The sequence below is a fragment of the Arthrobacter sp. NPDC058288 genome (genome assembly GCF_042880995.1).
Classification (GTDB): Bacteria; Actinomycetota; Actinomycetes; order Actinomycetales; family Micrococcaceae; genus Arthrobacter.
The window spans coordinates 70,609-88,925 of the sequence record NZ_JBHVYH010000003.1 but is presented as its reverse complement, the minus strand read 5'-3'; the positions used below and the strand labels follow the sequence as shown (position 1 = coordinate 88,925).

The 18,317-nt window shown below is 65.6% G+C and carries 16 protein-coding genes; 12 read left to right on the top strand and 4 right to left on the bottom strand.

The window, feature by feature from the left end; all coding sequences use genetic code 11:
* Nucleotides 1–2: 2 nt before the first annotated feature.
* The 5 genes from ACFVWT_RS11375 to ACFVWT_RS11355 all read left to right on the top strand — a co-directional run bounded on the left by ACFVWT_RS11375 (nt 3) and on the right by ACFVWT_RS11355 (nt 5,050).
* Nucleotides 3–935, top strand: coding sequence for a carbohydrate ABC transporter permease (locus ACFVWT_RS11375; RefSeq protein WP_390247922.1), 933 nt, complete (start codon nt 3–5; stop codon nt 933–935).
* Complete coding sequence (locus tag ACFVWT_RS11370; RefSeq protein ID WP_390247921.1) at nt 932–1,831, top strand: carbohydrate ABC transporter permease; 900 nt, start codon at nt 932–934, stop codon at nt 1,829–1,831. The genes ACFVWT_RS11375 and ACFVWT_RS11370 overlap by 4 nt, the downstream gene beginning before the upstream one ends.
* Nucleotides 1,832–1,894: 63 nt before the next feature.
* A complete protein-coding gene (locus ACFVWT_RS11365; protein WP_390247920.1) occupies nt 1,895–2,998 on the top strand; it encodes a Gfo/Idh/MocA family protein in 1,104 nt (367 codons plus the stop codon).
* 1 nt (nt 2,999) lies between these two features.
* A complete protein-coding gene (locus tag ACFVWT_RS11360; protein WP_390247919.1) occupies nt 3,000–3,749 on the top strand; it encodes a ThuA domain-containing protein in 750 nt (249 codons plus the stop codon).
* A 44-nt stretch (nt 3,750–3,793) separates the two neighbouring features.
* Nucleotides 3,794–5,050 (top strand): Gfo/Idh/MocA family protein, encoded by a 1,257-nt coding sequence (locus ACFVWT_RS11355; protein WP_390247918.1) that lies wholly within the window; start codon nt 3,794–3,796, stop codon nt 5,048–5,050.
* Nucleotides 5,051–5,169: 119 nt separating this feature from the next.
* Here the strand turns inward: ACFVWT_RS11355 and ACFVWT_RS11350 are convergent, their stop codons facing one another.
* Nucleotides 5,170–5,346, bottom strand: a complete 177-nt coding sequence (locus tag ACFVWT_RS11350; RefSeq protein ID WP_390247917.1) for a CsbD family protein — start codon at nt 5,344–5,346, stop codon at nt 5,170–5,172.
* 150 nt (nt 5,347–5,496) lie between these two features.
* On the opposite strand from ACFVWT_RS11350, the gene ACFVWT_RS11345 reads away from it, so the two are divergent.
* Nucleotides 5,497–6,351, top strand: a complete 855-nt coding sequence (locus ACFVWT_RS11345; protein WP_390247916.1) for a hypothetical protein — start codon at nt 5,497–5,499, stop codon at nt 6,349–6,351.
* Between the two features lie 306 nt (nt 6,352–6,657).
* Complete coding sequence (locus ACFVWT_RS11340) at nt 6,658–8,724, top strand: rhamnogalacturonan lyase (protein WP_390247915.1); 2,067 nt, start codon at nt 6,658–6,660, stop codon at nt 8,722–8,724.
* A gap of 95 nt (nt 8,725–8,819) precedes the next feature.
* Here the strand turns inward: ACFVWT_RS11340 and ACFVWT_RS11335 are convergent, their stop codons facing one another.
* Together ACFVWT_RS11335 and ACFVWT_RS11330 are read right to left on the bottom strand one after the other, a co-directional pair.
* Entirely contained in the window at nt 8,820–9,470 is a 651-nt protein-coding gene (locus ACFVWT_RS11335; RefSeq protein WP_390247914.1) for an SRPBCC family protein, read from the bottom strand.
* 106 nt (nt 9,471–9,576) lie between these two features.
* Nucleotides 9,577–10,044 (bottom strand): hypothetical protein, encoded by a 468-nt coding sequence (locus ACFVWT_RS11330; protein WP_390247913.1) that lies wholly within the window; start codon nt 10,042–10,044, stop codon nt 9,577–9,579.
* 384 nt (nt 10,045–10,428) lie between these two features.
* Here ACFVWT_RS11330 and ACFVWT_RS11325 point away from each other — a divergent pair, with 384 nt between their 5' ends.
* From ACFVWT_RS11325 to ACFVWT_RS11305, 5 genes are all read left to right on the top strand, one after another.
* Nucleotides 10,429–10,671, top strand: a complete 243-nt coding sequence (locus tag ACFVWT_RS11325; RefSeq protein WP_390247912.1) for a hypothetical protein — start codon at nt 10,429–10,431, stop codon at nt 10,669–10,671.
* A 150-nt stretch (nt 10,672–10,821) separates the two neighbouring features.
* Nucleotides 10,822–12,252 carry a cation:dicarboxylate symporter family transporter gene (locus ACFVWT_RS11320; RefSeq protein WP_390247911.1) on the top strand — a complete coding sequence of 477 codons (1,431 nt, stop codon included), beginning with the start codon at nt 10,822–10,824 and terminating at the stop codon, nt 12,250–12,252.
* Between the two features lie 57 nt (nt 12,253–12,309).
* The gene (locus ACFVWT_RS11315; protein ID WP_390247910.1) at nt 12,310–13,149 is read left to right on the top strand and encodes a MurR/RpiR family transcriptional regulator; all 840 of its coding nucleotides are present in this window, start codon (nt 12,310–12,312) and stop codon (nt 13,147–13,149) included.
* Nucleotides 13,150–13,154: 5 nt separating this feature from the next.
* The gene (locus ACFVWT_RS11310) at nt 13,155–14,360 is read left to right on the top strand and encodes an MFS transporter (protein ID WP_390248189.1); all 1,206 of its coding nucleotides are present in this window, start codon (nt 13,155–13,157) and stop codon (nt 14,358–14,360) included.
* A 91-nt stretch (nt 14,361–14,451) separates the two neighbouring features.
* Entirely contained in the window at nt 14,452–15,576 is a 1,125-nt protein-coding gene (locus ACFVWT_RS11305; protein ID WP_390247909.1) for a Gfo/Idh/MocA family protein, read from the top strand.
* Here ACFVWT_RS11305 and ACFVWT_RS11300 read toward each other — a convergent pair.
* Nucleotides 15,573–18,239, bottom strand: coding sequence for a Tat pathway signal sequence domain protein (locus ACFVWT_RS11300; protein ID WP_390247908.1), 2,667 nt, complete (start codon nt 18,237–18,239; stop codon nt 15,573–15,575). The genes ACFVWT_RS11305 and ACFVWT_RS11300 overlap by 4 nt on opposite strands.
* Between the last annotated feature and the right edge of the window lie 78 nt (nt 18,240–18,317).

The following is an 18,317-nucleotide window of genomic DNA, read 5'->3' as shown; positions in this document are numbered from 1 at the left end:
ACATGGCCATCAAGACACTTGTTCCCGGTCGCGGCGTGAACGGCCGCGACCGGGCCGAGCGGCGGCTAGCGCTCCGCATGACCGGCCCCTCCCTGGTCATCATGGCCCTGGTGGCGGCGGTCCCCATTGGCTACGCGATCTGGCTCTCCCTGAACCAGTACAGCGTCCGCACTGCCGGCCTCTCCCGATTCGTCGGTCTGGAGAACTACATCTCCGCCCTGAGCAGCCCTGAATGGTGGGCTGCCTTCGGCCAGACCTTCCTCTTCGCCGGACTTTCGGTCTCCTTGGAGCTGGTGCTCGGTACGGCCATGGCCTTGCTGCTGAACCTCGCGTTCAAGGGCCGCGCCCTCCTGCGCACGGTGGTTCTGCTGCCGTATGCCATCATCACCGTGGTCAGCGCCATCACCTGGCAGACGATGTTCCAGCCAAACATGGGGCTGGTAACCAACGTCCTCTCCGCCCTCGGACTGCCCGGCGGCGACGTCGTCTGGCTCGGCGAGCACGGATACGCCATGGCCGTGATCGTTCTGGCCGACGTCTGGAAGACCACGCCGTTCGCGGCACTCATCATCCTGGCCGGCCTACAGGTCATCTCCTCCGAGACCTACGAGGCCGCAGAACTCGACGGCGCCAGCAAGTGGCAGGCATTCGTACACATCACCCTGCCGCTCTTGCGTCCCGCAATCGTCCTCGCGGCGATCTTCCGCACCATGGATGCCCTGCGCGTCTTCGACCTGCCGTTCGTGCTCACCCGCGGCGCCAACGGCACAGAGTCCATGTCGATGCTGGCCTACACCCAGCTGCGCGAAAACCGGCTGGTGGGCGAAGGATCGGCGCTGTCCATCCTGACCTTCCTGACCGTCATGGTGGTCTCCGTCATTTACGTCCGCTTCGCCGGCGGCAACATCCGAGAAGTCGCCAAGGAGGAACAATGAGCACGCTGACTGCAGAACGCCCGACGGCGGAACCCGCCACGCGCCCCAGGGCACCGAAGCGTCGGCTCCGGGGTGAAGCGAAACTGCACCCCCTTGTCTGGGTGTTCGTCGTAGCCGTCATGGGCTTCTCGCTCATACCGTTCTACTGGCTGGTCAACACCTCGCTCAAGAAGGGGGCGAGCCTGTCCCAGGGCGAGCTCTTCCCGAGCCAGCCCACCTTGGAGAACTACCTCGTGGTATTCCAGAACCCCGAGTTCCTCCTGGCCCTGCGCAACTCGGTGATTATCGCCGTCGTCACTACCACGGTGGCACTGGTGTTCGCATCTTTCGCTGCTTATGCCCTGGCAAGGCTGAAGATGCGCCGCAAGGCCTTGATCCTGACGCTGATCCTCTCCGTGACAACCTTCCCGGCAATCGCCATCGCGGCCCCGTTGTTCTCCATCTGGCGCGAAATCGGCCTGTACGACACACTGCTTGGCCTCATCATCCCGAAGCTGACGTTCGCGTTGCCGCTGGCGATCTACACGCTGACGTCCTTCTTCAGGGAGATCCCGCGGGAACTCGAGGAATCCGCGTACATGGATGGCGCCACGCCGTTCACGGCCTTCCGCAAAGTCATCCTGCCCCTGGCAGTCCCCGGCCTGGCCACGACAGCGATCCTGGTGTTCATCTCGGTCTGGAACGAATTCCTCCTTGCCGTCACCCTGACCACCTCGCCGGAGGCCCGCCCGGTCCCGGTGGCGATTGCCTTCTTCAGCGGAACCAGCGAATTCGACCAGCCACTGGGCACCATCAGCGCTGCGTCGGTGATCATTACGGTCCCGCTCGTCATCCTTGTGCTCGTGTGCCAGAAGCGCATCGTTTCGGGCATGACGGCCGGCGCGGTCAAGGGCTAGCCACCACAGGCCGCAGACCCCTCCACAGACTCCAACCAGAATCACAGAAAGAACAGGAACAACGTGAGCATTCAGCAGCAGGCCCCGTCCGCAACCCTCAAGGTGGGAGTTGTAGGCATTGGTTGGGCCGGCCAGCAGCACCTCAAGGCATACAGCAACATCGACGGTGTCGAAATTGTCGCCGTCGCGGGCATGGAAGCAGAACTCCTTGCCCGGCTGAAGGAGGAGTACAGCATTCCCCATGCCTTCGCCCGCTGGGAAGACATGATCGAGCTTGAGGGCCTCGACGCCGTCAGCGTCGCCGTGCCGACTTTCCTGCACGCGCCGATCTCGATTGCAGCCTTGGAACGCGGATTGCACGTGCTGAGCGAAAAGCCGTTGGCCCGCAACGGTGTGGAGGGGCAGGCAATGGTGGACGCCGCCCGCGAGGCCGGGCGGGTCCTGGACGTAGCGTTCAACCACCGCCGCCGCGGCGACATCCAGGCCCTCAAGGAAGTGATCGACGACGGCACGCTGGGCCGCCCGTACTACGCCAAGGCATCCTGGCTCCGCCGCCAGGGCATTCCGATGCTGGGCAGCTGGTTCACCAACCCGGAACTCGCCGGCGGAGGTCCGTTGGCAGACATCGGCGTGCACGTCCTGGACTATGCACTGCACCTCCTTGGCGAACCCAAAGTGCTGGCTGTCTCGGCGTCGACCCACTCCGAACTCGGTCCGCGCGGCCTTGGCGGCAACGCCCGCTACACCGCCTCGAACTCCAGCCACAAGTTCGAAGTGGAAGACTTCGCATCTGCCTTCATCCGGCTGGAAGGCGGCGGGACGCTCATCGTGGAAGCCGGATGGGCCAGCTACCGCGATGAGCGGGACCTGATGGACTTCACTGTCTACGGAACCGACGGCGGTGCCGAACTGCGCTCTGTCGGCGCCTCCGAAAACCCCGTGGCCGATGTGCACGTCTTTACCGAAAAGAACGGTGAAAACGCCGACTTTGAAGTAGTGGCCGAACCCGGACGCGCCCATCAGGCCGTCGTCGACGACTTCGTTGCCGCTGTGCGCGGCGGCGAGACAGTCTGGGGAAGCCACGACGGGTCACTTGCCCTCAGCCGCGCCCTGATTCTTGATGCCTGCTACAAGTCCGCCCTCGAAAAACGTGAAGTGGTGCTCTGATATGCCTGATAAGAAACTGAACATCGTCGTCTGGAACGAGGCCGTCCACGAGGCCCGCAACGAGCCGGAAACCATGGCGCAGATGTACCCGGAAGGGATCCACGGCGCCATTGCCGCCGGGCTCCGTTCCTACTACCCGGACTCCGAAATCTCCACAGCCACCCTGGCCGACCCCGAGCACGGACTCTCCGAGGAAGTCCTGCAGCAGACGGACGTCCTGCTGTGGTGGGGGCACATCGCACACCAGGAAGTCAGCGACGAAGTGGTGGAACGCGTGCAGCGCCACGTGCTGGGAGGCATGGGCCTGGTGGTGCTGCACTCCGGGCACTTCGCCAAGATCTTCACCAGGCTGCTGGGTACCACGTGCTCGCTGAAGTGGCGCAACGAAGGAGAGCGCGAGCTCGTGTGGACTGTCAAGCCTTCCCACCCGATCGCGGCCGGCATCGAAAGCCCCATCGTCATCCCCCAGCAGGAGATGTATGGCGAACTGTTCGATATTCCGGAACCCGATGACCTGATCTTCATCAGCTCCTTCGCCGGCGGCGAGGTGTTCCGCTCCGGTGTGACGTTCTCCAGGGGAAAGGGCCGGATCTTCTACTTCAGTCCCGGCGACCAGGAATACCCGGTGTACCACCAGCCGCAGATCCGCAAGGTCATCGCCAACGGCGTTGCTTGGGTGGCCCAGCCGGAGCAGTTCCGGGAGGCACCTGAGGTTTCCAACCCTGCACGGGGCTGGTTCGAGGAAGCCTAGGCCCCTCTATTTTCGCAAAACACCCACTCCCTAGGAACGAACACATGACCACCTCCGCACCCTCGTCCCGACCTTTCCCGCCGGTTTCGCGCCCGCTCGGCGTGGCCGCCATTGGTTACGCCTTCATGGGGAAGGCCCATTCGAATGCGTGGCGGAACGTGGCCAGTTTCTTCGACGTCCCGGCCATCGAGCAGAAAGTGCTCGTGGGCCGGGACGCCGCCCAGGTGGCCGAAGCCGCAGCCAAATACGGCTGGGCCGAGTCCGCCACGGACTGGCGTGCCGTCATTGAACGGGACGATATCGACATCGTGGACATCTGTGCCCCGGGCTGGATGCACGCGGAAATCGCCATCGCTGCACTGGCCGCCGGTAAGCACGTCCTCGTGGAAAAGCCGCTCGCGAACACCATCGCGGAGGCCGAGGCCATGACGGCAGCCGCCGCGGAAGCCCGGGCCCGGGGCGTGCAGTCGATGATCGGCTTCAACTACCGCCGTGTCCCTGCCTTGGCACTGGCACGCGAGCTCATTGCAGAGGGCCGGCTGGGCACTGTCCGGCACGTCCGCGCCGCCTACCTGCAGGACTGGCTCTCCGACGCCGAGTCTCCCATGACATGGCGGCTCCGCAAGGAAACGGCCGGATCCGGAGCCTTGGGTGACATCGCCTCGCACGCCATCGACCAGGTCCAGCACCTCACCGGTCAAACCGTCACGGAGGTGACCGGAACGTTGAGGACTTTTGTCACCGACCGTCCCGGCCCCAACGGTGCGGAGAAAGTGACAGTGGACGATGCCGCCTGGGCCACCCTTGGCATGACGGGGAACATCAGCGCGTCCGTGGAGGCATCCCGGGTTGCCACGGGCCAAAAGAACTCGCTCAAGCTCGAAATCTACGGTTCCCGCGGGTCGCTGACGTTTGACCTCGAGAACCTGAACGAACTGAATTTCCTCGATGCCAGCCTTCCTGTCCGGGAGCAGGGATTCCGGCGGATCCTCGTGAACGAGCCGGAGCACCCGTACCTGGCTGCCTGGTGGCCGCAGGGCCACGTGATCGGCTGGGAACACACCTTCACCCACCAGATCCGCGACTTCCTCCTTGCGATTCGGGACGGAAGCCAGCCGTCGCCGTCGTTCGACGACGGGCTCCAGGTCCAGCGCGTCCTGACCGCGGTCGAAGAGTCAGCCAAAAACAGGAGCAGCGTCACCGCGGTGGCAGCCTCCACCGGGCGATGCGTCCCGCCCCGGGAGAAAGAAGACCCGGACGACCTTTACGCGGCGCTGCCGGGCCGTGTTTCCGCCAGCTGAGCTTTTTCCACGGTTCAGGCAGCTGTCCCTGCCCGCCCGTTCTCACGGACAACTGCTGTGTAGGGGGATAGAGAAGCGGGCGGTTCCTTTCGGAGCCGCCCGCTTCTTCAGTTTGTCCCTTAATGCCGTTTGAAGGCGTGCCTAAACTTTTCGCCGGCCTGCTTGAGGTCGGCCCTAATGGCCTGGCCCTTTCCTTCGGCCCTCATCCGGCGGTTGCCACCGGCCTCGCCGGCGGCTTTCTTTCCCTTGCCGTGAAGTCGCTCCGCGGCGTTGTGGATCCTGTCACCCAAACCCATTGCGGTCCTCCTAGTGGTGCGGCCCATGCGGCTGGCTGCCGCAATTCCCGCCACTTAAATTGTAGGAAGAAAAGCGCCAAGGTCCATGGCGCCCGGGAAGTAGTACCCTATGAACCATAAGCATGCTTGCTATCTGAAGAGGTGGTTCCCATGAAGAAATTTCCAGTCCTTGGTGTTGCGGCGGCGGCGATGCTGGCTTTGGCCGGATGTACAGGCGGCGGAGGCCAAAGCCCTTCACCCACTGCCAGCGCAACCACCAGCGCGGCGCAGGCCAAGGTTTACAGTGAAGACGAACTACGCGACCTGATCTCCGGCCGGACCGATAAGGACGGCAATGAACTCAAGCTCTACTCCAAGGACCAGGTGGCGCAGGGCAGTAACATCGCAAACCTGCTGATGAGCGCCGCCACCACCGACCCTGCCGGCTGCAAGGGGATCGCCACGGCCGGGTTGCTGGACAAGGTTGAAAGCGGTGACGTTGCCATTGCCATCTCCGAGGGCTCGCAGCCGCGCACGTTGTCCGCCCAGTCGGGAAGCGAAGGGCCCGACGCCGCCGGCCTGCTCAAGGATGTAAGCGGCAAGATGGACCAGTGCGCCAAATTCACGCTCTCAGTGCTGGGGCAGCGTTATGACGTGGCCAGCAAGGAGTTGAATGCCGACACCAACGGCGAGGAGACGTTCGCGACGGTCAGCACCCGGGGCGGCAACGCTTCGGACATGCTGATGCAGGTTTCCGCGGCGCAGGGCCGCCTCCTGGTGGTGGCCACCAAGGGCGGGGCGAACCTGGGCGACGCCGACCAGAAGGAGCTGGAAGACCTGGTCAACGAAGTCCTGGACAAGGCGGAGGGTGGTTCCTCCGGAACGGCCACCCCGACGCCGACCGGAACTTCGACGTCGACGGTCACCGGAACCTCAACGCCAACCGTTACGGAAACGACGACGGCAACAGTCACCGTGACTCCGACGGAATCCGAATCTCCAATGAGTCCTTCGCCGTCCAACTAATTCGCCGAGGTACCGGCCGGGCTGGACTTGTGCCTGAACAGGATGAGGGTGTCAAGGGCCGGCCGCTGACAGTGGTTCCCACTCGGTCACAAGCAAACGGAACGAAACATTTTCTCCCACTTTCCACCGTAAAGTTCTTGACCGATCCAGTCACACCCTGGTAAATGTTAGGTGCGGAAAGCGCTTTCTTTGCTGCCCTACCCCCTCCCGGAATCGTCCCCGGGTGGGGGCCAGCGCAGAAATGAAACGATACAAACACCGATTGACGGCAGACTTAGCTGCCTTCAGCATCAAAGGAGATGTTCTTTGGCATACCCCGCGAAATGTTCCCTTCCCCGCCAGAACGGCCGGTTCCGAAAGGCGGCACCCGTGGCGGCTGCGGCAACCCTGGCGGCCGCTGCCCTTGTCTTCACCGGCATCCCGCTAGCCCAAGCCGATCCAACCCAAGCCGATCCAACCCAGGCGGATCCGGCGCACGTGAATGCCGGCCAGGCCAATCCCGGCCAGGCGGCCCAGCAGGCGGCCAAGTCAGGCCAGTCCGCACTTAAGCGCGAGGTGGAAAACCTGGACCGTGCGCCCGTGGCGGTCCTCACCGACCAGGGCGTCACGCTCAGCTGGCGGATGCTGGGCCTGGACCGGGACAGCATCGGTTTCCATGTGATCCGCGACGGTGTGCAGCTCACAGTGGATCCCATCCGGAACGCCACCATGTACGTGGATCCGGAGGGGACTGCGTCCTCCAAGTACGTCATCAAGGCAGTCGGCAACGGTGACGGGCGGAACCAGCTCACCGAGGAGTTCACTCCGATGGCGCAGAACTACCTGGCCATCAAGCTGGACAAGCCGGCCGGCGGCGTCACCAAGGACGGCAAGCCCTATACCTACTCCGCCAACGACGCCAGCGTGGCCGACCTGGACGGAGACGGCAAATACGAGATCATCCAGACGTGGGCGCCGTCCAACGCCAAGGACAACTCGCAGTCCGGCTACACGGGCAACGTCTACGTGGACGCCTACAAGATGGACGGCACCAAGCTGTGGCGCATTGATTTGGGCCACAACATCCGGGCGGGCGCCCACTACACCCAGCTGCTCGCCTACGACTTTGACGGCGACGGCAAGGCCGAGCTGTCGATGAAGACCGCAGACGGCACCACGGACGGATCCGGTACCGTGATCGGCGATCCGGCGGCGGACTACCGCAATGCCGCCGGCTATGTCCTCTCCGGGCCTGAATTCCTGACTGTCTTCAACGGCGCCAGCGGAACCATCTTGGACACCGTCAACTACGACCCGCCGCGCGGTTCCGTGGCCGCGTGGGGCGACGGCTACGGCAACCGCGTGGACCGTTTCCTCGGCGCGGTGGCGTACTTGGACGGCGAGCACCCGTCCATGATGTTCAGCCGGGGCTACTACACCCGGACGGTCCTGGTCACCTATGACCTGGTCAACGGCAAGCTGGTGCAGCGCTGGAAGTTCGATTCCGACGTCGCCGGCGCTGAATACAAGGGCCAGGGAAACCACAACCTGTCCGTGGCTGACGTGGACCAGGACGGCAAGGACGAGTTCGTCTTCGGCTCCATGACCATCGATGACAACGGCCAGCCGCTGTACAACACCAAGCTGGGCCACGGAGACGCCATCCACACGGGCGACCTGGACCCGTCCCGGCCCGGCCTGGAAACCTTCGCCGTGCACGAAAGCATGAGCCAGAGCGGCAACCGGGGTGCCACCTTCCGTGACGCCGCCACGGGTGAAGTCCTGTGGAGCATCCCGGCCATCAAGGACACCGGACGCGGAGCTGCGGGCGATATCGACCCCCGTTATGCCGGCGCCGAAGGCTGGGCGATCGGTGGCAGTGCCGCCTGGAATTCGCCGGTGGGGCAGTTGATGTCTGCGAAGGGTGAACTGATCGCGGAGAACATCCCGGCCGCCAACTTCCTGGCCTGGTGGGACGGCGACCCGCTGCGCGAAATCGTGGACCACGACTATGACGCCGCAACGTCCGTCGGCGTGCCCACCATCTCCAAGTGGAACTGGGAAACGGAGACGAGTGATCGGCTCCTGACCGCCACGGGTGCGCGGAGCAACAACACCACCAAGGGCAACCCGTCCCTTCAGGCTGACCTGCTGGGTGACTGGCGCGAGGAACTGGCCTTCCCATCCGGCGACAGCACCGAACTGCGGATCTACACCACCACGTCACCCACCGAGGTGCGCCTCCGCACCCTGATGCATGATCCGATGTACCGCACGGGTGTGGCCCGTGAAAACGTGGCCTACAACCAGCCCCCGCACCCGAGCTTCTTCATTGGCGAGGGAATGGAAACTCCGGCGATGCCGTCAGTCACCTACGTCGGCGCCGATAAGTAGGGCGATAAGTAATACAGCCGGACGCTGAACAGCCGCCGACGGCGGAACCAAGTGCCGCCCGCATCGTGAGGATGCGGGCGGTGCTTTGCGCCGGTTCAGTGCTGTCCGAGGCCGCCTCCCATCGGCGGAAGGTGGCCGTCGTGGCGGTGCTGCTCCCGTAGGCGTTCGGCGGCGCTGTGGTTTTCGCCCTCTGATGTCTCGTCGGACTCTCCCTCGAAGTCCACCAGCCCGTTGGTCTGATCGAACGGATGCGCGAACCGGTTGTACTCCGGGCCGTCGCCGGCCTGCGCGCTGCCGGGAACCGGTACCCGCCAAGTACCTGTCCCGTGGCCTTCGTGTTCGATGAACTGCTTGAACTTCTTGAGGTCGTGCTCCGCCTGGCGGCCCACTATGTGGAGCAGGGTGCCCACCTTCTCAACAAAGCCTTCGGGCTGGTATTCCAGGGTGAGCCTGACCGAGGTCCTGCCGCTCCCGGCGTCGTCGAACTCCACGGCGCCGGAGTTGGTGGCACCTGCGGTAGCTGCCCAGGCCACCCGGCGGTTTGGCACTTGCTCCAGGATGCTGGCTTCCCATTCCCGGCGGACTCCGGCGATGCGGGCCGCCCATTTCAGGCGCTCCTCACTGAGCTGGGTGACGCTCTCCACCCCGCTCATAAATCGTGGGAAGTCCTCGAACCTGGTCCATTGCTTGTAGGCCTCGCTCACCGGCACGTTGACCAGAATCTGTTTTTCCGCTCGTGTGCTCACGGCGTCTCCTTTGGTTGACACGGATCCAGTTGAAACGGATTTGGTTGGAACGGAAGAGCCAGGGGCATGGCGCCCCTGGCTCGGTACGGATCAGACGACGGAGCGGTCAGCGGATGACGGCGACGTCGCTCTTCTCCCAGCGGGTCCAGTCGGACCAGTTGTTGCCGCTCTTCACCCGGAAGGAGACTTCCTGGTACACGCGGTCACGGCCCTTGTCCTTGTCGACCTTGTCCCTGCTGTGGATGGTGATGCGGCCGTCATTCCTGTCGAAACGCTCCGTGAAGGTGGTGCGCCCCAGGAGCTCGTCGTGACGCCGATTGTCCTGCTCAAAGCGCCTCTGACGGATTTCGACGGTCTTCTTGCCGTTGCAATCGACGCGAATTCTGAAGTCCGCCCTGTTGTTCCGTTCGTCCGTTGGCTTCAGCGGGTCAACGGTACAGCCGCGTAGCGACGTCGAGGCGTCAGCAGGCACAGCCAGTGCAACAGGTCCGCCAATAAGACCCAGCGAAACAGCCGAAATCAATGCAAATCGGGTTCCGAAGGGGCGGGATTTAGTTGGGGTAGTTGTGGACATTTCTTTTGCTCCTCAAAAGGATGCGAGTGGAACATTTTCGGGCAGGACGAGTAAGCCGCGGCATCACTTGCTGGTGGCGCGGCAACCAGTTCCATCCGGTTTCAAACAGCACGCCCGGTCTCGACGGGGGGGCTTGACTCCGGGCCCGTCCGATGACGTCATTTCGTAGCCCGGTAGTACAATCGTCCGCCCGCTTCCGGCCAAGCGCCAGTGCCGTTGCACACCTATTTTCCGCGATTTTACGGGGAAAACCGGACCAAATTCTGGACATTGTATATCCGGATTAGTCGCTGCAGTGTCATGAGGAACCATAGGCTGGCAGTGCCGGCCGGCGTTTGAAACCGGCAGGGAGAACCGAGTCCAGGACCAACGAAAGGCGCCATCATGACTGACCCCCAGGAAGCTGCAACCGACCCCGCACACCTGATCGGCCCGGGCGATCCGGACGCCGCCGATCAGCAGCAGCCCCGTCCCGGTGCTGGCGCGGCGAAGAACATCCGCGAAGAACAGCAGACGCAGGCGGGAGGCACCGTTCCGGCGTCGTACGTCGGCAGCGGCGAGCCGGACGCGGAACGCAAGCCGGAGGATGCCGCGGAGGGCGCTGGCACCTGGGATGACCAGGTGTAGGGCCGCACCGCCAGAACCGGCGGCAGATTCCATTCTGCGGTTAAACAATTCCGCAGTACGGATTTAGCATTCCGGAAACACGGGGTCCCTAGCGTTGCCTATGACCTGAAGGCGTCCAGCGCGCCTTTCCCCCGTTGATTGGCAGCCCTGATGAAACTCCCCTCGCCCCTGGTGCCCGAGGCAAGCAGTGCACCGCTGAAGAAGCCCCTTTATAAATCCCTCTTCTTCCAGATCCTCGTGGCCGTGTGCCTGGGCATCGGGATTGGCCACTTCTGGCCGGAACTCGGCTCGGCCCTGCGGCCGCTGGGGGACGGTTTTATCCAGCTGATCAAGATGATCATCGCTCCGCTGATCTTCCTGGTGATCGTCACGGGCATCTCGGCCGTGGGTGACGTCAAGGCCGTGGGCCGGGTGGGCGTGAAGGCGCTGCTGTACTTCACCGGCGCCACGCTCTTCGCCCTGGTATTCGGCCTGGTGGTGGGCAACATTGTCCAGCCCGGCGCGGGCCTGAACATCGACCCGAGCACCCTGTCCCAGGACGCCCTCAACGCCAAGACCGGCACGGCCCCGCCCAAGGACGCCGGCGCATTCCTGCTGGGCATCATCCCCACCAGCGTGGTGGGCGCCTTCGCCTCCAACAGCCTCCTGCAGGTGCTCTGCTTCTCGGTGTTCTTTGGCGCGGCCATCGTGGTGGTGGGCCGGGAACGCTGCCTGCCAGTGGTGACCCTCCTGGAGACCGTGCTGGAGCTGTTCTTCAAGATCATGGGCTGGGTGATGCGCGTTGCCCCGGTGGGCGCGTTCGGCGCCATGGCCTTCATCATCGGCCAGTACGGCCTCGGCTCGCTGGGCACGTACGCTCTGCTGATCGCTGCCTGCTACGGTGCGGCCATCATCTTCATCGGACTGCTGTTCGTGGTGGCCTGGGTGTATCCGCGCGTGCCGCTGTGGCAATTCATCAAGTACAGCCGCGAAGAATTCCTGCTGGCGCTGGGCACGGCGTCCACCGAGTCCGTCCTGCCGCGCATCATGACCAAGCTGACCAACGCCGGCTGCTCCCGGGCCACCACGGGACTGGTGGTGCCCACGGGTTACTCCTTCAACCTGGACGGGGCCGCGCTGTACCTGTCCATCTCCCTGCTGTTCCTGGCCCAGGCCTTCGGTCACAACCTGGACCTTGGCCAGCAACTTGCCGCCCTCGGCATCCTCATGCTGACCTCCAAGGGCATGGCTGGCGTCCCGGGTTCGGCCTTCCTGGCGCTCTCCGCCACCGCGGCCGCCCTGGGCATCTTCCCGGTGGCCGGCGTGGCCCTGCTCCTGGGGGCCGACCGCCTCATGGACTCCATGCGCGTCTCTGTGAACCTGCTGGGGAACTGCGTGGCCACGTTCGTGGTGGCCAAATGGGAAGGCCAGTTCGACCGCGAAGCCATGCTCCGTGCCTTCGCCGGGGAAGCGGAGGAAAGGACGACGGCGGAGGGCACGACGGCGGGCGGGGCACCTGCGGCGGATGCCGCCGTCGAACGAGCCGGTGCCGAATCAGCCGGTGCCGAATCAGCCGGTGCCGAACCCGCTCCGGTACGGTAATGGCCGCCGAACATGCAATCTTGCGCAAGATTGCATGTTCATGAGACGGTAACAAGCATGGGTTTCAAAGCGGTCATAGCCAGCAGTACGGTCCAGCTCAGCGCGTCGGAAGAGCGCGTCATGAACGTGCTGCTGGGGGACGGGATGTCCGGGATCACGGCCGCCGAAGTGGCCGAGCGCGCGAAGACGCATGAGTCCACTGTGGTCCGGCTGGCGAAGAAACTCGGATACCGCGGCTATCCGGAGCTGCGCGGCGATATGCGACGGGATGAGGAAGCGCTCCAGGCCGGCGGGACCATCATGCGCGGTGAGTCCGGGCATGATCTCGCAGCCTTCATCGCGGACGAAATCCGGGCCCTGCAGCGGTTGCCGCAGTTCGTGCCGCAGGCGGACCTGGAAACTGCTGCACGGATACTGCACGCGACGAAGACTGTCTACCTGTTTTCCAACCCTGATGAGAGGTCTACGCTCGAGCTGCTGGCGCGGCGCCTCAGGCGGCTCGGGCTTACCGCGGTGGCGCTGAGCCCGACCCCCAAGGACCTGGCGGAACGTTTCGTCAGCTTCGACGAAGACAGCACGCTGATTTCCTTTGCCCTGCGGGAGGCTCCCCGCCAGCTCGCCGCGCTGAACTCCGAGGCTGCCCGCAGGGGAGGGAAAAGCATCGTGATCACCGACGTGCCCGGGTACCGGTTCCGTCCCAGCCCGGACCACGTCATCACCGCCAGGCTGGGCGACGACCCCGAGTACCGCACCCAGCTGGTTCCCGTGGCGCTGGCCTATGCACTCCAACTGGCCGTGTTCCACCTGGATCCTGTCAGGTACAAGGCCGCCCGGGACAGCATCGATGACCTGACCCGGTTGTTCGGCGGCACCGCCGAAATCCCCGTTCCGGCGTGAGCGCGATGCCATGGCGTACCGCACTGAGTGCCCAGGCCGTCCTTTCACAGGCGGCATGGGTGGGTGTCCGCTTGATGATCGGCTACCGTGCCCTTGCCCTCGGCGCCGATCCCGTGTTCCTGGGACTCCTCGCCTCCACGTTCGCCCTGCCCGCCCTTCTCGTAGCGCTGCCGGCGGGCCGGATTTCCGATCGCCGGGGCGGAACCGGCATGGCGTTCATCGGCCTGATCTCGGCAGCAGCCGGCACAGCCATGCTTTTTGCCGTGCCGGGGCTGCCATTCCTCCTGGTGGCAAGCGCGTTCATCGGCTTAGGGAACCTCCTGGTGATGGTGGGACAGCAGACGTTCGTGGCGCATGTGAGCGCCAAGGGCTCGACGGAGGGCGCATTCGGGACCCTGACGGCGGCGGCCTCGATCGGCCAGCTAATCGGCCCGCCCGCGGCGACGGTTGCGGCATCGCTCGGAACCGGCGGCGGGGCTGCTCCGGACACCACCCTGGGCCTGCTGGTCTGCCTTGGCTTCACCCTGCTGGGCGCACCCGCCTACTTCTTCCTGCGGCGCACGGACGGAGCACTCCGCAGGAAGCGCCACACTGTCAATACCCAGCCGGCAAAGATCGGCGGAGTCCTGAAGACCCCCGGAATGTGGCGGTCCCTCGCGGTCAGCGGCGCCGTGCTGGTCACCGTTGACCTGATGTACGCCTTTGTGCCGGTCTGGGCCACGGAGCAGAATATCGATGCCACCGCTGTCGGAGTCCTGCTGGCGCTCCGCGCCGCCGTTTCCGTCCTTAGCAGGCTGGGCCTTATGCGGCTCATTGCCCGGTTCGGGCGGAAAGCGCTGCTGCTCGTTTCCATCGCGGCGGCAGCCGCAGGACTGCTCGCCCTGCCCCTGACCGGACTCTACGGTGCCGTTGCCGTGATGGTGGGCCTCGGCCTGGGGCTGGGCATACCCCAGCCCCTCACCATGGCATGGGTTACCTCGCTGACGCACGCCAACCACCACGGGGCAGCCCTTGGCCTCCGGCTGACAGTCAACCGGTTCGCGCAGATTTCGCTGCCGGTCGCGATGGGTGCCGCGGCAGCACCACTGGGTGTGCTGGGTATATTTTGGGCCAACGCCGCGCTGCTGATCGGAGCGATTGTGGTTGTGGCGGGGTCGGACGCCGGCCCGGGTGGCGGCACCTCAGCCGTTGACCCGGCTGACGGGAGCTGAGCGGACGACGACGGCACTGGCGCGGCGCCGTCGTCCCGCCTTTCGGAAGGGGGGGCTGGTTTGACCGCCGCAGGACGGGCAGACTGAACGCATGAAACCGCTTTCTCATGGAGACCACGTTCCGGCCCGCGGGAGCGCCACGCCGCCAACTGACTTCGCCGTCATCGGCGGGGGCTACCGGGCAGGCTTCTTCCTCCGTGTAGCCCGGGCGCTTCCGCACCTCTTCCGGGTCTGTGGCGTGGTGGCCCGGCGGGAGGAAAGCAGGGCAGCGGTGGAAGCGGAGTGGGGCGTCCCGGCGTATCCCACTCTGGCGGCCCTCCTTGAAGAAACAACGCCGGACTTCGCGGTTGTATCCGTCAATGCGGGCGCCGCGCCGGGAGTCATCGCTGATGCCGCCTCGCACGGTCTTCCCGTGCTGACGGAGACCCCGCCGGCGCCGGATCTTGAGGGGCTCCTGTCCCTGCACCGGCTGGTGGAGGAAGGGGCACGGATCCAGGTTGCCGAGCAATATCATCTGGAGCCGCTGCTCTCGGCACAGATCGCCATCGCCCGCTCGGGCCGACTGGGCAGCGTCACGGAGGCCTGTGCCTCGGTCTGCCACGGATATCACGGGGTCAGCGTGCTCAGGCGGCTGCTGGGGATCGGTTTCGAAAACGCCGAGGTGACCGCCCACGAGTTCCGCTCACGGATGCAGGCCGGACCCGACCGCTCCGGGGACCCGGAAGAAGACCGGTTGATCGACGAGGCCCACGTGTCCGCGCGCCTGGACTTCGGCGGCAGGCTGGGCGTCTTCGACTTCACCACGGATCAGTACCGCTCCTGGATACGTTCTCCGCACGTGCTGGTCCGGGGCGACCGCGGCGAACTCCGCGACACCGAGCTGCGCTACGTGGAGGACTTCCGCACGCCCCTGCGCAGCGAAATCCGGCGGATCGACGCCGGGCAGGCGGGCAACCACGAAGGCCTGTTTCTCCGGGGCCTGGTGGAGGGCGGGAACTGGCTCTACCGGAACCCGTTCCTGCCCGCCCGGCTCGCCGACGACGAACTTTCCGTCGCAGCCCTGCTGCAAGGCATGGCCGGTTACGTTCACGGCGGCCCGGAGGTCTACAGCCTGGCGGAAGCCTGCCAGGACCAGTACCTTGCCCTCACCATCCAGCAGTCCGTGGACTCGGGGAAGAACATCCGGACCGAAACCCAGCCCTGGGCTGCCGCCTAGCGCACCTGCTGGAGCGCCGGAAGGTGTCCGCCGATCAGGGCCAGGTTCTGGATCACCGCCAGGCCGAACTGCGCGGCGTCGTTGGTGGACACCGTCAGGGCCTCGTCCACGGGCGCGAGGACGTACGGCGGTTGGATCTTCCGCAGCATGAACGCCTCCTGGTGGTTGAGGTTTTCGCCGCCCTCCGCAAAGCTGTCCCAGGCCTGCGCGGCCAATTCAGCGTCACCCAGCCGCGCGGCCGCGTAGGCGGAGAGCCGGCTGTGGGCCTGGGTCAGGTGGATGCCCTCCAGTGGCCGGCCCACCTCGGCGGCCTGCTCCTCTTCCGAGGCCAGGAACAGCCGGCAGTACTGCAGCCACGCGCGTTCAAACGCGGCATCCGGCACCAGGCTGACCAGTTCGCTGCAGATCTCCACCAAGCCGAACACCGCACTCAGGTGCGAAACGCTGATCGCATCGCGGCCGGCGTCGAACCTTCCTTTGTCCAGGTCGTACAGCGCTTCGCCCGTGAGGAAACCGTATTTCAGGGCGCCAATGTCCGCCATCGTGCCCAGCAGGCGGTCCCGGGAGCGCGGGTTGCCGGTGCGTTCCCAGTCGGTCAGCCAGGTGGCGGCCAGCGATCCCCAGTCGGTTCCCAGGCCTACGGCCAGCGCGCTGCGGTCCGGCCGGTACGTGGCGATGTCCGGGCGCACCTTGCGGGTGGGGTCCAGGCCCAGGAAGTTCTGGTCGCTGTCCACGAGTTCGGCGAGCAGGTCGCCGGTGCGTTCGTCGGCCGTCAGGTAGTAGTAGAACCGGCGGTAGGCGGGCGTGCTGATCCGCAGCTGCTTGGCGCTGCAGCCCCAGTGCTGGACGTTGTGCCGGGAGCCCAGGCCGCGCCACTCGCCGAGGTGGTAGACGTCCACTTCGCCGGTGTGGCGGGTCATGGCCTCGGCAAAACGGAACACGTCCGCCGGCCCGGACCGCAGGTACATGTACCAGAGCCACAGGTCGGGGGAGAGCTCCGAGTTGTCCCAGGCGTATCCGCCCACGTCGTAGCGCCAGACGTGCCGGTCGGAGTCGTAGGTGTGCATCACGTCGCCGTAGTTCCAGAATCCGTACCAGCGGCGCTGCTCCACCTGGCCGGTGTAGAAATCGAAGAGGAAGTCCAGCTTGTCTTCCAGCCCGGCCCGCTCCGGTGTGCTGCGGTCCACGGGGGACCAGTCGCCGAACACGCCGGCCGAGTGCAGGTACTCCGGGGCGGCCTGCAGCAGGGGCGGCGTGGAGGAGGCCTCCACATCGGCGGCGAGGGCGCGGGTGTCAGGAGTGGAGTCGTAGGCGAACAGAGTCAGTTCGTGGGTGCGGGCGATGCCGCGGGGAGTGCCGAATCCCGGTTCGTAGTCCTCGTAGGTGATTTCCAGGCCCTCGAGCTGTTCCTCGAACGTGTCCTGCCCCAGCCCGTCGTGGTAGAACCGCAGGTCCATGGGCTGGGCCTCGGGGGAGTACAGCCACGCCGTCACCTCTGCCTCGGATGTGGCGGCGCCGCGGATGTCCAGCTGGCCGGGGTGGGATTGCCAGAAGTTGCGGACCCCGATGCCGAAGCCGCCGCCGGGAGTGCTGAGTGAACAGAACCCTGCAGCCCGCGTGCCGCCGGAGATTCCCACCCAGCCGTGGCCCTCGCCGGTCCGCTTGCGGAGCTCGAAGCCGTCGGCGCTCAGCTGGGTCAGGGTGTAGTCGTTCCAGGCCGGGATCAGGTGCAGCCGGCGGGAGACCAGTTCGCTCCACTCCTCCAGCGGTGGGGTGGCCCGTCCCTCGATCTGGGCGCGGCGGACGGCCTCGCCCGGGTCGCGGCGCAGGCCGGTCAGGCCGCGCACCGCCTCGGTGAGGAAACCGCCGTCGGCCCCTGCGATGCGCACATGCCTGTCGTGCAGCGGGCCCTCGAGCGGCGCCGTGAACCGGACGCCGAGTCCCGCCAGGAAATCGCGCTCGGCATCGCCGTCCCAGATGAAGGAGTGGACCATCCGCACGCTGCGGGCTCCGGCGTAAAAGTAGAACCGGACCACGAACGGCAGCCAGCTGCGCCCGTCACCGCTGTGGCTGTCCGGCCGGTGCGAGCCTTCCAGCCGCACCACCGCGCGGACCGGACCGCTTTGTTCAAGCACGACGGCGGTCACCTCACCGGTGAACGCCTCCCGGCTGACGCTGCCGGGGCCGGCCGGGACACCGTCCTGGAGCAGGCTGACCAGTTTGCCGTCGCGGGCCACCACGGTGCCGCCGCGGGAGAGGGTGGCGAACAGGGATGAGCCGGTTCGGTTGATGACCATTTCCAGCGTGCCGGTGGAGATAGTGATGGAGTCTTCGGTTTCCGACACGGTGATCTCCTGGACGGGTGCAGCCTCCGGTGATGGCCCGGCCTCCGGCGAGGCGCCGCCGTCGGACATTACCCGGTAGTGCGCGGAGGGTGCGTCGGTTGCCGGCAGGGCAACGCCGGCCCACTTCAGCGAGCCGTCCGGCCACGTTGCGAGCGGCCAGGCCTGCGAGGTGACCGGCCTCCCTTCGGCGTCCGAGAGGGAGAGTCCGCCGACGCCGGCCAGCGAGCCCCGGGCGAAGGGCATGCCCCAGGTGGTGCCGCCGGAGAGCTCCGCGGGAGCGTCGCCGTCGAGCCAGTTGAGTATTGCTTCGGTCGTCATTGTCCGTCTCCTTCAAAGGCGCGTGGCTAACCAGCGTCGAGGGCTGCTTCACATCGCACTTGTATCGTTTCAAAATAT

Excerpts from the sequence above, each read along its gene's own strand:
- ACFVWT_RS11375 (WP_390247922.1), top strand. The coding sequence starts at position 3 with ATGGCCATCAAGACACTTGTTCCCGGTCGCGGCGTGAACGGCCGCGAC.
- ACFVWT_RS11370 (WP_390247921.1), top strand. The coding sequence starts at position 932 with ATGAGCACGCTGACTGCAGAACGCCCGACGGCGGAACCCGCCACGCGC.
- ACFVWT_RS11360 (WP_390247919.1), top strand. The coding sequence starts at position 3,000 with ATGCCTGATAAGAAACTGAACATCGTCGTCTGGAACGAGGCCGTCCAC.
- ACFVWT_RS11355 (WP_390247918.1), top strand. The coding sequence starts at position 3,794 with ATGACCACCTCCGCACCCTCGTCCCGACCTTTCCCGCCGGTTTCGCGC.
- ACFVWT_RS11350 (WP_390247917.1), bottom strand. The coding sequence starts at position 5,346 with ATGGGTTTGGGTGACAGGATCCACAACGCCGCGGAGCGACTTCACGGC.
- ACFVWT_RS11345 (WP_390247916.1), top strand. The coding sequence starts at position 5,497 with ATGAAGAAATTTCCAGTCCTTGGTGTTGCGGCGGCGGCGATGCTGGCT.
- ACFVWT_RS11330 (WP_390247913.1), bottom strand. The coding sequence starts at position 10,044 with ATGTCCACAACTACCCCAACTAAATCCCGCCCCTTCGGAACCCGATTT.
- ACFVWT_RS11325 (WP_390247912.1), top strand. The coding sequence starts at position 10,429 with ATGACTGACCCCCAGGAAGCTGCAACCGACCCCGCACACCTGATCGGC.
- ACFVWT_RS11320 (WP_390247911.1), top strand. The coding sequence starts at position 10,822 with ATGAAACTCCCCTCGCCCCTGGTGCCCGAGGCAAGCAGTGCACCGCTG.
- ACFVWT_RS11315 (WP_390247910.1), top strand. The coding sequence starts at position 12,310 with ATGGGTTTCAAAGCGGTCATAGCCAGCAGTACGGTCCAGCTCAGCGCG.
- ACFVWT_RS11310 (WP_390248189.1), top strand. The coding sequence starts at position 13,155 with ATGCCATGGCGTACCGCACTGAGTGCCCAGGCCGTCCTTTCACAGGCG.
- ACFVWT_RS11305 (WP_390247909.1), top strand. The coding sequence starts at position 14,452 with ATGAAACCGCTTTCTCATGGAGACCACGTTCCGGCCCGCGGGAGCGCC.
- ACFVWT_RS11300 (WP_390247908.1), bottom strand. The coding sequence starts at position 18,239 with ATGACGACCGAAGCAATACTCAACTGGCTCGACGGCGACGCTCCCGCG.